Raw genomic sequence first — 15,768 nt, 5'->3', positions numbered from 1 at the left:
ACATAGCGCCGGACATCAACGGAATTTTGAAACAAAAATATCCGAATGGCGAAGCATTGCTATTTGATTTCATTTTAGCGGCGTTTAACGGCGTTATAGCACGTTTTGAAATAATTCTTAGGATAATTTCACACTTGAAAGAGAAAGCCCTTAAAACGGGCGTGTAGTTTGAGTTTGAGCGAACGGAGGTGTTAATGTGAATGTAAAGAGAAAACAGGCTATCGACACGCTGTCGGCAGCTGTAAGCAACATTAATGATGTAAAAATACAGACGGATATACAAAGCCTCGGCGAGCTGTCGGAGGCTTTTATTAATACCTCCGACAAGGCAGAACGGAAAAAGCTTGCCACAGATTATAAAAAGCGGCACAAGGAACTTCAGGATTTTTTGGACGACAATCCTGAACTTGTAAACTCCGAAGTGGAGAGAGCTTTGCTTGCGGCGGCTCTGGGCGGCGAATATGCAGAGGAAGAAGTTAGAGTTGACGCCAGAGGGCGCAAAACGATCAGGCGCAGGGTAAAAAAAGTCGCTCCCAATCCGTCCGCCGCTCTGAGCTATTTGCAGAATAAAGACAAAGAAAACTGGTCACCGAATCCCAAGGCTGATCCTGAGCTGGAGGACACGTCGGAAATTGAGGAGGATATCTATGGCAAGGACAACTAAGCCTGAGAAACGCAAAAAGACCATACCCTACAATTTTGGCGATAAGCATAAGGCATATATCCGAAAGTCACAGGACTGCATGATAAACGTTGCCGAGGGAGCGGTAAGAGCCGGAAAGACAGTGGACAACGTTCTTGCTTTTTGTCACGAGCTTAAGACTACTAAAGACAAGATACATCTTGCATCGGCGTCAACACTCGGCAATGCGAAAATCATTCTTGGCGACTGTAACGGCTTTGGTATTGAGCATTTCTTTCGAGGTCAATGCCGCTGGGGTAAGTACAAGGGCAATGAGGCTCTTATCATAAAGGGCAAGGATACAGGATTTAAAACAAGGATCGTCATCTTTTCCGGCGCTATGCTTGCCAGCAGTTATAAGTCCATACGAGGCAACTCTTATGGTATGTGGATAGGTACTGAGATCAATCTGCATCACAAATCATTTGTGCAGGAGGCTTTTAACAGATCTATCGCCGCAGATAAGCGTAAGATATGGTGGGATCTTAACCCGGACAATCCAAAAAACTGGATATACACCGAGTACATTGACAAGTACCAGCAGGACGCCGCCGATTGCAAATTCCTCGGTGGATACAACTACGCACATTTTACTATTGACGATAACATAAATATCTCAGATCAGCGTAAGGCTGAGGTAAAATCTCAGTACGATCCGACATCTATCTGGTACAAGCGAGATATACTGGGGTTAAGGATAGCGGCAGAGGGTCTTATCTTCCAGAGCTTTGCCAACGACCCCGAAAAGTATATAATACCCGAATCACAGCTTGACAAAAGCAAGATCACATCAATACAGATAGGTATCGACTTCGGCGGCAACAAGTCAAAGACCACATTCGTGGCTACGGCTTTTATTGAGGGCTTTAAAAAGCTTGTCGTTATTGCAGATCACAAAATAGACGGCGGCAAGGGCGAGGTCGGTCCCGATACTATTTACACTGCTTTTATAAAGTTTGTAAAGACGTTATATATGCGTTTTAATCCGCTTTTAATTAAATTTGCATGGGCGGACAACGAAAACCAAGCGGTAATAAACGGTCTGAGAGTAGCCTGTGCCAGAGCAAGACTGATGGTCAAGATCGTGGACTGCTACAAAGCTCCACGAAACGACAGAATATCTATGCTTACGTCTTTGATGGTTCAGGGCAGATTTTGGGTGCTTGACATTTGCAAAAATGTTATCGGAAGCTTGTCGGAGCAGATATGGGATCCTAAAATTCCGGACAGAGATGAGCGTCTTGACGACGGTACTTGCGATATAGATACCGCCGACGCTCTGGAGTACAGCTTTAGCAAATTTATCAAGCCGCTAACGCTGGCAGGAGGTGAAAACATTTGAACAGTGAGATAATAAACTGGCTGAATAATAACTTCGGCTATAACATTTCGACCGACTATTATAATAATATATCCGTATGGAAAGACTGGTGGAAGGGTTTTCATGAACCATTTCATAGGATAACTTTTGAAAACGGAGAAAAACGCAAGAGTCGTGATATGTATACCATGAAAATGGCCAAAAAGGTGTGCGAGGACTGGGCAAGCATATTAATAAACGACAAAACGTTTGTAAAAGTAGATGATGAATACTCGGAAAAGTTCATCGTTGGCGATACCGACAACGGCGGAGTGTTCGGCAGCAACAACTTCTGGGATCAGGCTAACGACCTTATGGAAAAAATGATGTATTCCGGCACTTGTGCCGTTGTGATACGTCTTAAAAATGCTGTGGTAAGCTCAGACGGCAGACTTCTGCCGTCACCGGACGCATGGATAGATCTAAATTACCTTGAGGCGGATAGGATAATAGTCCTATCATCGGACAACGGCATTATCACCGAAGCAGCGTTTTGCTCCGATATCTGTACAAAAGGCAGCAACAAGCTGTATCTTGAGATACACCGTCTGGAAAAAGGCGAATATGTCATAGAAAATCACATCTTTGGAATAAAAGATAAATCGCTGTTGAGCGAAGAACCTCTGCCGGACGGTGTTGCAAGAATAATGCATACAGGATCAGACAAGCCTTGGTTTACCATATGCAAACCTGCTATCGTTAATCCCATTAACGGCAATAATGGGATGGGCTGTGCGGTTTTTGCCGGAGCGATTGACAACTTGAAGGGAGTTGATCTTGCATATAATAATCTTAACTCTGATTTTTGGTTGGGACAGAAAAAAGTGTTTTTAAACAAAAATATGCTTGAAGATATGTCTGGAGATAAAAAGGTTGCTCCCGATGAGGTAAATCAACAACTGTTTTATTATATCGGCGAGACTATGGACGATGGCACGGGTAAGAGTATGGTGCAGGAGCATAATCCCGATCTGAGAGTTGCAGACAATACGGCGGGTATACAGGCACAGCTTGATTATCTCAGCTTTAAGGTGGGATTTGGTACTAAGCATTATCAGTTTAATGCAGGCTCTATAGTAACTGCTACCCAGTACACAGGCGACAAGCAGGACTTGATCCAAAACGCACACAAGCATTTTATAAAAGTTGAGAGCTTTTTGCATGGTCTTGTTAAAACGCTCCTCTGGATAGGCCACAGCTTTATCGACGCACAGGTCAAGGAGGACGCACATATATCCATAGTCTTTGACCAAAGTCCACTGGTAGACGAAAATGCCGAGCGACAACGTGACAAAGATGATGTCACAGCAGGTTTAATGCAGAAGTGGGAATACCGTGTTAAATGGTACGGCGAATCGGAAGAGGAGGCAAAGGCACGTCTTGCAGACGGTGAACCTACCGACGATGAGCTTATGGGCTTTGAGGACGGTGAGGAGTAATGCTTACCCCTCAGACGTTACAAAAACTGCCAGATGACTTGATTGATCTTGTAAGCGAGGTACAGACTGATATAATCAAGTCTATTGCCAAAAAGCTTGTTAAAGCGGACTATCTTACTCCCTCGGCGGAATGGCAGTTGTACAAAGCAAGCCAGCTGAAGATGTCTACAAAAGAGATCACTGCTATGCTTGCAGAATTTACAGGCAAATCAAAGCGGCAGATATCAAAGCTGTACACCGATGCCTGTAAGGAGGCAATCAACAACGACGCCAAGATATACAGAACTTACGGCAAGGACTGCTCCGCCGCTCTGAGGTCGGTGGCATTATCCAACACGCTTAAGGCAGGCGTTAAAAATGCAAATGGTATGACAAAAAATCTGTGTAAGTCCATGGTAGAGTCCTCGCAGGCAACTGTTACTCATCTTATGGACAAGGCATGGTTAAAGGTACAAAGCGGTGCTTTTACATATCAGGATGCTATTTACGACGCAGTTGTCGAGCTTGCTAAACAAGGTATTGCGACTGTAACTTATCCATCGGGTAAGACCGACTGGGCAGACGTTGCAGTGCGGCGTGCGGTAATGACGGGCATAAGTCAGACCGCAGGTCAGATGCAGCTTGATCTTGCCGCAGAAATGGACTGCGATCTGGTTGAGGTCACCGCACACATGGGCGCGCGTCCCTCACACGCTTTATGGCAAGGCAAGGTTTACAGCATTTCGGGCAAATCTAAAAAATACCCTAAACTCAGCACCGCCACAGGCTACGGAACGGGTGACGGCTTGAAAGGCTGGAACTGCCGACATGATTTTTATCCGTTTTTCGAGGGAATTTCCGAACGTGCTAATCTCCCTGTTGACGTGACCGAAAACAACAGACAGTATGAATTATCGCAGAAACAGCGTGCTATGGAGCGGTCTATACGAGCTACAAAAAGACGTTTAGCTGCATATGACGGTGCTATCTCTGAGACGGAAGACGAGGTGCTTAAACGGAGACTGCAAAATCAGTTTGAACGCCACTCGGCTATACTGAAAACTAAGGAAAAACGGCTGTCTGAGTTTTGCGATACGAACGATCTTTATCCCGAAAAGGACAGAGTTCGGGTTGTTGGATTTAACAAGAGTGTTTCGCAGAAAGCGGTATATGGGAATAATCGTTACTTTGTTAAGCAAATGAAAAGCTACGGCATAGAAAATCCGCCGAAAAGCCTTGACATTTTTGAAAATATGAAGTATAATAACTCTCCTGAGTACAAATTGATGAATGCATATATTACTTCTGTAAAAAAGGGAAAAATTTCTCCGCTTGTAGGTTACGATCATTATAAGAAGTTGCACAATGAGATTAACAACAGTCTTGTTGGTTTAACTACAACTAACGGTATTGAAATAACTGGGCAATCGGATCATTTCATTGAACGTGTTATTGGTGTAATCAAAGATCCTGATACGGGTAAGAAACGTCTTGGCGTTGAACTTCAAGATATTCAGGATGCTTTGACCAATGGTAAAGCAATGAAACCCAAAATTAGCAGGGATAAAAACGGTAACATTTTATATGATGAAGATGGTAAACCTAAAATATCTCAGCTATTTGTTACAGATAAATGTGCAGTATCCATAAATCCTGAAACGGGCGTGCTTATTCAATGTAATCCAAAGTGAGGTGTATTATTATGATATTCAATTTCAAAAAAGATGAATATGAAATGCTTGTCAAATATGGCGATTTTGAAGATTTGGAATACCCATACAAGCTCTTCCCCGAAACAAGTCAGATAGAAATAAATAATAAAGATGTTTCTATGTTTCAATGCATAATTAGCAACATATCAGTTGTTTATGGCATGGACGAAAATCAGAATAATATGACAGATTTCGGATATAAAGCATTGGATATTTATGATAAGGTTTATTTTCAAATTCATAATGAATAAGCTCCCAGCTACTGGGGGCTTTTAATTTTGCAAAAAGGAGCTGATAATTTATGCTTTCAACCCTTATATTGCTTTACGCCCTCGATACAGGGCAAATCCCCGTTGGCTGTTATGTAGCCGCATGGGTCTTCACAATAATAAAAGGTATTTGTTTGGTTATTAAATGCCTTGTAGATTTATCAGATGATTAAAACTGCATTTTAACGATAGTAAAACGCTCTTTCAAGGGCGTTTTATTTATCCTCGTTTTTGCGGAGCAAAAATCCGAGCCGCTTGCGAGGAGATAAATTTTATACTCAAAATTAAGGAGGAAAAATCCCTATGGAACTGAAAGATTTAACAGCTCTCGGTATTACCGAGGAGCAGGCAAACAAGGTGCTTGAACAGCACACAGCGGAGCTGACCGCAGAACAGCAGAAGTACACAGACCTTAACGCAGAACTGGAAACGGCAAAAGGCACGATCTCAGAGCTTACTGATAAGGTCAAAGCATTTGACGGCGAGGACATTGAAGGACTTAAGAAAGCGGCGTCCGACTGGGAAAGCAAGTACAATGCAGATATTGCCGCACTTAAGCTTGACAAGGCTCTGGAACTGTCCCTTGCCGGAGCAAAAGCAAGAGATGTGGACATTGTCAAGTCTCAGCTTGACTCGTCGCTCCTCAAGCTTGACGATGACGGCAAGATCACAGGTCTTACCGAACAGCTTGACAAGCTTAAGGCCGACAAAGCATTTCTCTTTGCGGATGGTGATGAGCCTACCGCAAGGATAGACACCGGTCTTGACCACGGTTCGGCAACAGAAACAACATCAGACGCACAGGCAAGAGCCGTAATGGGTCTGCCTGCGACTAAGTAATTTTACGGAGGTAAAATATTATGGCAAACGCAATTACAAAATTTAAAACCTACATCGCACTGCTTGACGAGGTTTACAAGCAGGCATCTTTGACCGCCGATCTCGACAGCGATCCTACTCTTGTTAAAGCGGGCGCAAACGCAAATGAGATCATAATCCCTAAGATCTCTATGGACGGTCTGGCGGACTACTCCAGAAACAGTGGCTATGTAAAGGGCGACGTTACTCTTACAAACGAGACTGTTACCTTTAATTACGACAGAGGTCGTAAATTCAGCGTTGACAATATGGACAATGAGGAGACTGCAGGACTTGCTTTCGGCAGACTGTCCTCAGAGTTTATCCGCGTCAAGGTTGCTCCCGAACAGGACGCATTCAGGTTCGCGACCTATGCAGGTACAACAGGCATATCTAAGGTTTCTGCAGGAGCAACACTTTCATCGGGTAATGATGTCCTTACCGCTCTGATCACTGCACAGAACAAAATGGACGAAGACGAAGTATCGCCGGAAAACCGTATTCTGTACATCACTCCTACTCTGTATAACCTTGCTATCAATGTGGACACCACAAAGTCAAAGGCTGTACTTGACGGCTTTGCTAAGATCGTAAAAGTGCCTCAGAGCAGATTTTACACTGCGATCGATCTTAAGGACGGCACGACAAAATCAGAGGGCGTCGATGAAACGGCAGGCGGTTTTGCTAAGGCGACAACCGCAAAGGATATAAACTTTATGATAATCCAGAAGTCGGCGGTTATCCAGTATCCTAAGCACACGGTAAACAAGGTCGTTACGCCGGAGGAAAATCAGACGGATGACAGCTGGCTGTTCTTCTTCCGTGCTTATGGTCTGGCTGATGTGTACGAAAACAAGGCGGCAGGTATTTATCTGCACCACAAGGCATAGGAGGTGTCTTTATGGCAAAGACAGTAGGATTGACTTTTAACGAGAAGCCAATAACAATAGAACCGCCTGCCGACTATCGCGAAAATGAAAATGTCATTGATTATAAGAGCATGACAGTCCCTGAACTAAAAGCTTATGCCGCCGAACTTGGCATTGACCTCGGGTCGGCAAGCAAGAAGGACGCAATCATTCAGGAAATCGTCGATGCAGTTGCGGTAGAGGATACGACAAGCGAAACGGAGGTGTAGGCTATGGCTTATGCTGATTACACGTTTTACACTGCTGATTTTCATGGCAATAAGATTTCCGAAACGGATTATCCTTATTTTGCGGAGCGTGCATCGGAATATCTCGACAGTCTGAGCTTTGCCGAGACCGACGAGATCAGCCTTGCCAAAGCCTGCTGTGCTTGTGCAGAGATCATGTACTCCGCACAGCCGGATAAACAGATAGCCTCCGAAAAGGTCGGAGATTATTCGATAAGTTATTCGACCACTCAGACTGCTGTCGCCGATGAGCTGATCAAGACCGCCTCCAGATACCTTAATCTCAGGTCTGTGGGGTGGATATAAATGAGATATAATACAAAATGCACCGTCTGGCACAAACAGCCCGACGGTGCATTTATTACACAGCATTATCCTTGCTGGTGGCAGGACACCGAAGCCGAAAACATTGCAAAGACGGGCAAGACCGATGTTGACCGGGCGTTGATACATCTGCCGTTGTTGGCTGTAGTCGATAAGTCCGACTATATTGCAAAGGGCGATATTGATTTTGACGTGACAGCCTCTGTGGCAGAGTTGCTTAAGGCTGTAAGCCCGCTCAAAATCAGTACTGTAGAGCGCAAGGATTACGGCAGTCCCATAATGCGGCACACGGAGGTGACGGCTAAATGAGTAATAACAGTATTAAAGTAACTCTCACGGTCGCTCCCGAAAATGAACTGTTTGCGAGGCGTGGTCTGCAAAAAGGCGGCCGAGTACAGAAGTATATCGACAGCGAAGTATTACGTTGCTGTGATAGTTATGTGCCAATGCTTACCGGTAAGCTTAAACAGTCCGGTATTACATCAACGGTAGTTGGATCAGGCATGGTGCATTACAACACACCATACGCCCGCAAAAATTATTACGATAACAAAGGTATGGGCAAGCAGGGGCTTAACCTTGGGGGCAAGCGAGGCAGACTATGGTTCGAGCGTATGAAACCCGATCATCTGTCCGGAATAATCAAAGGAGTGAAACGAATTGCCGGAGCAAAATAAAAGCCTTTTGGAGGCTATGAAAGAATATGTGTTACAGTATCCCAATCTTGGAGATATTGATCTGCACATAGACCAGACTGAGTCTGAACCTGTTAATTACAGTATACAGACATCAGGCCTTGTAAAACTCAGTGAGGACGTGTGCGGAAATCAGACATGGCAGTACAATGCTTTGCTCCAGAGCAGAGAGTACACAGCCGATGATCTGTCAAGGCTCAATGCATCAGCTTTTACGGAGGATTTTATCTTCTGGATTGAAAAACAGAACAGTAGCCGGAATTATCCAGAACTTGCAGGAAATTTTGAACCTATCAGTATATCCGCTGATAATGGCATACTGCTTGCTCTGGATGAGGACGGAGACAGAGGATTGTATCAGATACAGATACATTTTACATTTGAGGAGGAAATATAAATGGCAGCTACAGGAATAAAAAAGCTTAAAAGAAGTCATCTTATGCATTTGTTGGATTCCACTTTTGGCGGAGAAACTCCGTCATGGTTCCTGATTGGCAAAAACATTGAGGATATGTCTATGGATTTGGGACCGGATACCGCGACTGTTAAGAATATCCTTGATGAAACAGATGTAAATGACAACGGTTACGAACCTAGTTTGTCTGTTGAAACCTACTACGCAAATACAGAAGATGCGATTTACGAAAAGATCAAATCTATTGCGTTGGATCGTCTTGTTGGCGACGACTGCAAGAGCAAATATCTTGAGGTGCTTATCGATAAGACCGAAGGTCCTTACGATGCATGGATGGAAGATTGCATCGTTAAGCCGCAGTCATATGGCGGACCGCAGGGCGGTGTCAACATACCGTTTAATATCCAACCTTGCGGCAATCGTATTAAGGGTACTGTAACAATCGCAAATAAAGTGGTGACATTTACGCCGCTGGCTGAAGGATAATTTGAGGGGCGACTAAGCCCCTCTTTTCTAAGGAGTGTTTTTTATGTCAGAAACAATTAAGCTTAGTTTTGACGACGGATACAAAAATATCGAATTAAATGGGAATCCGGATAAAATAATCCGTATTAATCCAACAGATACTCAGTTTATTAACCGAATTTCAGGCTTTGATGAGAAATATGAGAATATACGCAGTAGATACGGAGATATCGATATGAACTCTATCAATGATCTGCAGAATCTTGATGAGAATAATCCGGACTTTGAAAAGCTGAAACTTGCCGCTGATAGTGTGGACAAACTTGATATGGCGGTGAAGGATCTTATAAATGAGATCTTTGGTTATGATATTTCATTAATAGTATTCGGAACTGATTCATGTCTTTCGCCTGCCGGAGGTCAACCAATATTTATGAATTTTATGCAGTGCATCTTCGCGTACATAAATGAATGTTCTGTGGAGGAAAGAAAGAAATCACAGGAGAAACTTAATTCCTATGCGGCACAGCGCAATACCATTGTTGGTGAAACAAAATGATAGGTGCATTGCCTAAAGCTTTGACAGTCAACGGTAAAATATATTCAATATATAGTGATTATCGCGTAGCTTTGCTGATTTTTTCTATGTGCAATGACGATACGCTTAATGACAAAGCCAAAACATATGGATGTATACAACTGTTGTACAAGCATCACGATCAGATACCTAACTCGGATCTTTACGAAGCGGCAGAACAAGCCAAATGGTTTCTTGACGGCGGAGATATGCCAAAATCTAAACGTCAACCTAAACCGTTGATAAACTGGGATCAGGATGAAGGGATTATTTTTCCAGCTCTCAATAAGGTAGCAGGAAAGGAAATTCGTGAAATTGATTATATGCATTGGTGGACGGTTTTAGGCCTTTTTAATGAGATTGGTGAGGGTTTATACAGTAATGTTATAAATATACGCTATAAGCTTGCACACAATAAAAAACTTAGTAAAGGAGAACAGGACTTTTACCGGAACAACAAAGAACTTATTGATATTAAGGTGAAGCTTACAGCAGAGGAACAGGATGAACTTGATTTTATAAATAATCTGTTATAAAAAAAGTCAGCCCGTTTGGACTGACTTTTTTATTACGCCCACCACTGATTACCGCAGTTAAGGCAAGTTATACGAACTTTTTTTGCTCCTTTGTTTCCGGAAACAAGACCTATTGGACCGGCAACAGCAGTTCCTATGACTGCTTTTCCGACTCCAAAGCCTTTTTTGTTTGCCGTAAGCGAAGTACTTCCACATTTAGGACAGCAAGCAATACCGTTTTTCTTGTTTTCCTTTATACGCTGACGTTTTGATAACGTTTTTTCTTCATGTTGTGTTTCGCCTGTTTGTGATGAAGTTGATGTGGTTACTTCCATCGGTATAAAAGTATTATTGCTAAGTGCGGAGAAGTAACCACATAACTCAGCAATTTTTTTATTATTGTTAAAGAAAAACATTACGTTATATGATTTTCCGTTTGCTGTTATAAACAAGCGACCGTTCTCGGAAGGAGTTCCGGCTGTATATCTAATATCTGATATGTCGGATACTTTTATAGTTTCGCTTTTGAGCCCACTTTTGTATGAGATCTCCGTTTCCGAAACTATTATAGTTGACACAAAAGCCGATTTTATTGTGGCATTCATAGGTATAGTTGAAATCGAGTTGACTTCTTCAATTTCGGTTTTATTGTGATGCAGAATTTCAGTTCCACATTTCATGCAGAAATCTGATTCATCGGATATTTCTGCGCCGCATTTAAAGCAAAACATAACATTTCCTCCCATTATGTATTTTTTCATTATACAGCGTATGGAGGATTTTGTCAAGAAAGGAGGCTGATATAATTGGCAATTGACGGCAGACTTAATTTCGATACAAAAATAGATACAAAAGGATTTTCCAAAGGTATAAACAGTTTAGGTAACCAGCTTAATAATCTCCGAAATATAGTTTTAAAAATGGGTGCAGCACTTGGTACTGTGTTCAGTGGAAAAGAAGCTCTTGAAGCTGCTGCAGATATAAATGCTGCAAATTCTCAAATGCAACAGACTTTTGGAACTTTAAAATCTGCTGCAGATAATGCTATGAAAAGTGTAGCTGATAACAGTAGCATTCTTCAGACAAGACTTCAAAATGTAGGCACATCTATTTATGCTTTTGCTAAAACTACGGGTATGGATTCAGTTAGTGCTCTAAAAATGATGGAAGAAGCGTTGCAGGTAACAGCAGACAGTGCGGCATATTACGATCGAAGCCTTGAAGATACTGCAGAAAGCCTAAAATCGTTCTTGAAAGGCAACTTTGAAAACGATGCTGCTTTGGGTTTGAGTTGTACAGAAACTACGCGAAACACAGCGGCTAATAAACTCTATGGAAAATCATTTATGGAATTATCCGAAGCTCAGAAGCAACTTACACTATTGCAAATGGTCAAGGATGCAAATGCTCTTTCTGGAGCGGAGGGACAAGCCGCGCGAGAAGCAGACGGCTGGGAAAATGTCATCGGTAATCTGAAAGAGTCTTGGAAACAGTTGCTTGCTGTAATAGGACAGCCTGTTCTTTCTGGTGCTGTAACAGTTGTAAAAAACATAACAGCGGAATTGCAAAGTTTGACAGCTGTTGCTAATTCAGCAGTTAAAGCACTTTCTGAGGTGTTTGGAATTAAACTGATGAATACAACAGATGGAGTTGCTGAAAGTTCTTCGCAGGCGGCGGAAAATTATTCCGATATGGCAACATCGGCTGAAGCTACTGTCGAGGCTCAAGAAAATGCACTTGCAAGCTTTGATCAGATAAATAAGCTGGCGGACAACAGTTCCTCATCTGATACAAATGCATCGCCAGTGGTCGGTACTCTAAGCGGCAATACGATCTCCACTACTGTAGATGTTGATACATCTGATGCCGATAAAAAGCTTAAAGATTTTTTTTATTGGGTAAAATCATCTTTTAATACTATTTTTACGCCATTTAAACAAGCTTGGGATAAAAATGGAGTCAAGGTAACAGATAGTATGAGATTTGCTTTCGAGGGTGTATGGAGTGTTATCAAAAGCATAGGCGGATCATTCACCGATGTTTGGAGTAACGGAACGGGCGAACAAATTTCTGAACATTTACTCGGTATATGGACAAACATTAATAATACAATCGGATATGTGTCACGCAATTTTTCCTCCGCTTGGTCTGATAGCAGTGGTACAAAAATTATTCAGGACATTCTTGATATTTTTAATGATATACTCGACACAATTGAAAACATAACGGCAGACACTGTTGAATGGGCGCAGAACATTGACTTCTCACCGCTCATTACATCATTTGAAAATGTAACATCCACATTAAAGCCTTTAACTGCCGACATATTTGACGGTATCGAATGGTTCTGGGATAATATTTTGCTCCCTATGGCATCATGGACTATAAGTACTTTGATACCAACATTTCTTAATTTGCTGGCGGCAGCTATAAAAGTTCTTGATTCAGCAATTTCAGCGTTAAAACCTATGGGTAAATGGCTGTGGGATAAATTTTTGAAGCCTATTGCAACATGGACCGGAGGTATTATAGTAGGCGCGTTGAAAGGTATTACATCAGCCTTAAATGGGGTTAGTGACTGGATAAAGAATCATCAGACTGCTGTCGAAAATTTTGCTGTTGTAGTTGGGACTTTGGGATCGGCATTTGCAATATCCGGAATAATTCAAGGCGTAGTAAGTGCATTTGCCGCATTGGCGGCAGGAACAAGTGTATTGACACCGTTAATTACTGCACTTGGTGTAGCAGTTAATTTTTTGACGAGTCCAATCACACTTGTATGTCTAGGAATCGGTGCGCTTATCGCTATCGGCGTATTGCTGTACAAAAATTGGGAAACAGTAAAACAGTTTTTTATTGATTTGTGGGACAGCTTTAAAATGACCATACAGCAATTTGTAGACTGGGTAACAGAGGTCTGGACATCAATTAAAGACTTTTTCGCCGGAATATGGCAAGGCATAAAAGATGTATTTGCCGTCGTGGCAGAATGGTTTACGGGAATTTTCCAAGCAGCTTGGGACGGTATTTTGTCTGTCTGGAATGCCGTTATAGGTTGGTTCTCAAATCTGTGGACAGGAATCAAAGACATTTTTTCTGCAGTAGGAAGTTGGTTTGGAGATATATTTACAACTGCGTGGACAAATATAAAATCGGCGTTTTCGGCTACAGCACAATTTTTCAGGGATTTGTGGACTGCAATAAAATCACCGTTTATTAAGGTAGCTGATTGGTTTAAAGATATATTTTCAAAGGCTTGGCAAGCAGTTAAGGACGTATTTTCGACTGGTGGCAAAATTTTTGACGGTATCAAAGAGGGTATAACAGGAGTATTCACAACGGTTGTAAACGGCATAATTGGCGGAATAAATAAAGTTATTTCTACTCCACTGGATTTTCTTAATGGCATACTTAATGATATTCGTGATATTGAAATAGCAGGCTTTACACCATTTGATGAGTTTTGGGACTATGACCCTATACCAGTTCCTCAGATTCCAATGCTCGCCACCGGCGCGGTAATTCCGCCGAACTCCGAGTTTCTTGCGGTTCTCGGCGACCAGAAACGCGGCACAAACATCGAAGCTCCGCTGGATACGATCAAGCAGGCTTTGTTTGAGGCGCTTGCTGTTTACGGCGGAGCTGTAGGCAATCAGAAAATAAGCGTAACGATACCAATCGAAGTAAAGGGCAGAGTGCTGTCACAGATCGTTATTGACGATATAAATGATTTTATCAAGCGCAACGGCAAATCGCCGATAAAAGTATAGGAGGGATACTATGAAATCAAATGGATTGAAATTTGAAGAAGAAACGGTAGCCACTCCTGCTGAAATTACTTTTTGTAACAATAAAATCTGGTCGGGCAATGCAGGGCGCACCGCTAATTGTCTTATGGTCGGAGACATCAGGGCTATAAAGAAAACGGTCACTATTAAATGGTATCATCTCACAGGCGAGCAGACTGCACAGATAAATAAGTATATCTCAAATGTTGATAGCCCATTTTTTAACGCCACACTTTTGGACGAGACTTTTAATGAAATCAAAATAAGGGTCTATGCAGGAGATCCAAGCTATGAAATATTCGGCTGGGACGAAAAGCGGCAGTTTTGCAAAGGCGTTGCTGTTGACCTTATCATGCAGTAGGAGGCGGATATATGTATACAACAAGTACAACCGTCTCCTCACGCATCGAAAGCTACTGCCGCACATGGCGTATGTGGCTTGAAAACGACGAGAGCGTAATAATGGGGGACAACATAATGTCCGCTACCAGTGACGTGCAGTCAACGAGCCTCAGTGACGACATAGAGCTTGGTGCAGTGTGCTCACAGTCTTGGGCATTACAGATAAACGATGCTGAAACACGTTTCCTCGGCAAAGAGTATGACCTGTCCCTGTACCTTGCAGACCTCACAGGCGTGACCACCTACTCCACCCTAGAATCCTACACCTATGCCGAGCTTTCAAAGCTGACAGTGGAGCAGATAAGTAAGCTTGGAGAGGTGCTTGACGGAGAGAGAATACCTCTGGGGCGGTTTACCTGCGTGAAATCGAAAAAGTCGGGCGGAAATACTGAGGTCACTTTTGCGGATAGGCTTTACTTCTCCGACAAGACCTATGTGCCAAAGGTCAAGCTACCTGCGTGGTCAAAGGCTGTCGAGGACGACATATGCAAGCAGCTTGGACTGCAAAACGGCAACGACTACACCATCCCTGCAAAGCTCCGTGTAAAGGGCGGTGCAAGGCTTTACGGCAAGGGTCACATAAGGCTGAAAACTGCAAACTTCGACTTCAAAATAAGCTCTATACCCAAAGACACCACAATGCGGCAGATGCTCAGTTACATAGCTTCGGCACAAGGCGAGTTCGGTTTTGTTGACCGATACGGCAGATACGTCCGCAAATGGTACGGCTCGAGCGTGAAGATACTGGACAACAACACTATCGACCTGCCAACACTGGGAGAACGTCCGAATGTTTTGGCAGGCATTGTCTGTAAGGTCAGCGACAGCGAAACTCTGCGGCTGGGCAATACCACAGGCTCGGCAGGGCGTGTGCTAGAGTTTGAAAATCCATATATGACAATGTCGCTGCTGCGGTCATTGTGGCATAGGATAGGCGGCTTTTCGTGGTATACAACGGAGCTTTTTCACCGCCTTGGCGACCCACGATTTGACGTCGGGGACGTGATAACATACGTCAGCGAAAGCGGCGAAAGCTACGATATACCAATAACTAACATAGGATTCAATTTTGACGGCGGACTTTCAGCCGATATTTCTGCGGTGGGTCTGTCTGTGGAAGAACAGCTTTAGG

19 protein-coding genes are annotated in these 15,768 nt (G+C 43.0%); 18 read left to right on the top strand and 1 reads right to left on the bottom strand.

The features are described 5' to 3' along the window. Positions 1-196: 196 nt before the first annotated feature. The 15 genes from AB5Z01_RS05250 (at position 197) to AB5Z01_RS05180 (ending at position 10,467) form a co-directional block, all read left to right on the top strand. On the top strand, positions 197-664 hold the full coding sequence (locus AB5Z01_RS05250; protein WP_041337537.1) for a hypothetical protein: 468 nt from the start codon (positions 197-199) through the stop codon (positions 662-664). Beyond that, positions 648-2,024 (top strand): PBSX family phage terminase large subunit, encoded by a 1,377-nt coding sequence (locus tag AB5Z01_RS05245; protein ID WP_287215936.1) that lies wholly within the window; start codon positions 648-650, stop codon positions 2,022-2,024. Before AB5Z01_RS05250 ends, AB5Z01_RS05245 begins: the two co-directional genes overlap by 17 nt. After that, entirely contained in the window at positions 2,021-3,481 is a 1,461-nt protein-coding gene (locus tag AB5Z01_RS05240) for a hypothetical protein (protein ID WP_117863481.1), read from the top strand. The genes AB5Z01_RS05245 and AB5Z01_RS05240 overlap by 4 nt, the downstream gene beginning before the upstream one ends. Then, positions 3,481-5,151: a phage minor capsid protein gene (locus AB5Z01_RS05235; protein WP_117905589.1), complete on the top strand. Its 1,671-nt coding sequence runs from the start codon at positions 3,481-3,483 to the stop codon at positions 5,149-5,151. Before AB5Z01_RS05240 ends, AB5Z01_RS05235 begins: the two co-directional genes overlap by 1 nt. An 11-nt stretch (positions 5,152-5,162) precedes the next feature. Continuing rightward, positions 5,163-5,423, top strand: a complete 261-nt coding sequence (locus AB5Z01_RS05230) for a hypothetical protein (RefSeq protein WP_041337534.1) — start codon at positions 5,163-5,165, stop codon at positions 5,421-5,423. Between the two features lie 321 nt (positions 5,424-5,744). Further along, positions 5,745-6,281: a phage scaffolding protein gene (locus AB5Z01_RS05225; protein ID WP_041337533.1), complete on the top strand. Its 537-nt coding sequence runs from the start codon at positions 5,745-5,747 to the stop codon at positions 6,279-6,281. 20 nt (positions 6,282-6,301) lie between these two features. Continuing rightward, positions 6,302-7,189: a hypothetical protein gene (locus AB5Z01_RS05220; protein WP_117863479.1), complete on the top strand. Its 888-nt coding sequence runs from the start codon at positions 6,302-6,304 to the stop codon at positions 7,187-7,189. 11 nt (positions 7,190-7,200) lie between these two features. Further along, complete coding sequence (locus AB5Z01_RS05215; RefSeq protein WP_117905591.1) at positions 7,201-7,437, top strand: Rho termination factor N-terminal domain-containing protein; 237 nt, start codon at positions 7,201-7,203, stop codon at positions 7,435-7,437. 3 nt (positions 7,438-7,440) lie between these two features. Next, positions 7,441-7,761, top strand: coding sequence for a hypothetical protein (locus AB5Z01_RS05210; RefSeq protein ID WP_117863478.1), 321 nt, complete (start codon positions 7,441-7,443; stop codon positions 7,759-7,761). Next, positions 7,762-8,088: a DUF6751 family protein gene (locus tag AB5Z01_RS05205; RefSeq protein ID WP_041337529.1), complete on the top strand. Its 327-nt coding sequence runs from the start codon at positions 7,762-7,764 to the stop codon at positions 8,086-8,088. After that, on the top strand, positions 8,085-8,456 hold the full coding sequence (locus AB5Z01_RS05200) for a minor capsid protein (protein ID WP_081856069.1): 372 nt from the start codon (positions 8,085-8,087) through the stop codon (positions 8,454-8,456). Before AB5Z01_RS05205 ends, AB5Z01_RS05200 begins: the two co-directional genes overlap by 4 nt. After that, positions 8,440-8,871: a hypothetical protein gene (locus tag AB5Z01_RS05195; RefSeq protein WP_117863477.1), complete on the top strand. Its 432-nt coding sequence runs from the start codon at positions 8,440-8,442 to the stop codon at positions 8,869-8,871. The genes AB5Z01_RS05200 and AB5Z01_RS05195 overlap by 17 nt, the downstream gene beginning before the upstream one ends. Beyond that, entirely contained in the window at positions 8,872-9,375 is a 504-nt protein-coding gene (locus AB5Z01_RS05190) for a hypothetical protein (protein WP_041337527.1), read from the top strand. Between the two features lie 43 nt (positions 9,376-9,418). Further along, a complete protein-coding gene (locus AB5Z01_RS05185; RefSeq protein ID WP_117905594.1) occupies positions 9,419-9,913 on the top strand; it encodes a hypothetical protein in 495 nt (164 codons plus the stop codon). Then, on the top strand, positions 9,910-10,467 hold the full coding sequence (locus tag AB5Z01_RS05180; protein ID WP_041337525.1) for a Gp15 family bacteriophage protein: 558 nt from the start codon (positions 9,910-9,912) through the stop codon (positions 10,465-10,467). The genes AB5Z01_RS05185 and AB5Z01_RS05180 overlap by 4 nt, the downstream gene beginning before the upstream one ends. A 32-nt stretch (positions 10,468-10,499) precedes the next feature. Here AB5Z01_RS05180 and AB5Z01_RS05175 read toward each other — a convergent pair whose 3' ends face one another. Next, positions 10,500-11,177 carry a zinc ribbon domain-containing protein gene (locus AB5Z01_RS05175; protein WP_158455163.1) on the bottom strand — a complete coding sequence of 226 codons (678 nt, stop codon included), beginning with the start codon at positions 11,175-11,177 and terminating at the stop codon, positions 10,500-10,502. Positions 11,178-11,252: 75 nt separating this feature from the next. Here AB5Z01_RS05175 and AB5Z01_RS05170 point away from each other — a divergent pair, with 75 nt between their 5' ends. Genes AB5Z01_RS05170 through AB5Z01_RS05160 form a run of 3 tightly spaced genes read left to right on the top strand, consistent with a single transcriptional unit; the run spans position 11,253 to position 15,767 of the window. Continuing rightward, entirely contained in the window at positions 11,253-14,216 is a 2,964-nt protein-coding gene (locus tag AB5Z01_RS05170; RefSeq protein ID WP_287215927.1) for a hypothetical protein, read from the top strand. Positions 14,217-14,226: 10 nt separating this feature from the next. Beyond that, the gene (locus AB5Z01_RS05165) at positions 14,227-14,595 is read left to right on the top strand and encodes a hypothetical protein (protein ID WP_041337523.1); all 369 of its coding nucleotides are present in this window, start codon (positions 14,227-14,229) and stop codon (positions 14,593-14,595) included. A gap of 11 nt (positions 14,596-14,606) precedes the next feature. After that, positions 14,607-15,767: a hypothetical protein gene (locus AB5Z01_RS05160; RefSeq protein WP_287215925.1), complete on the top strand. Its 1,161-nt coding sequence runs from the start codon at positions 14,607-14,609 to the stop codon at positions 15,765-15,767. Position 15,768: the final 1 nt, after the last annotated feature.

Origin of the sequence: Ruminococcus sp. RTP21359st1_H3_RTP21359_211015 (genome assembly GCF_040909065.1) — a bacterium.
GTDB lineage: Bacteria > Bacillota > Clostridia > Oscillospirales > Ruminococcaceae > Hominimerdicola > Hominimerdicola aceti.
Note: the sequence above shows the minus strand (reverse complement) of the source record. Positions and strands in the feature narration are given on the sequence as shown.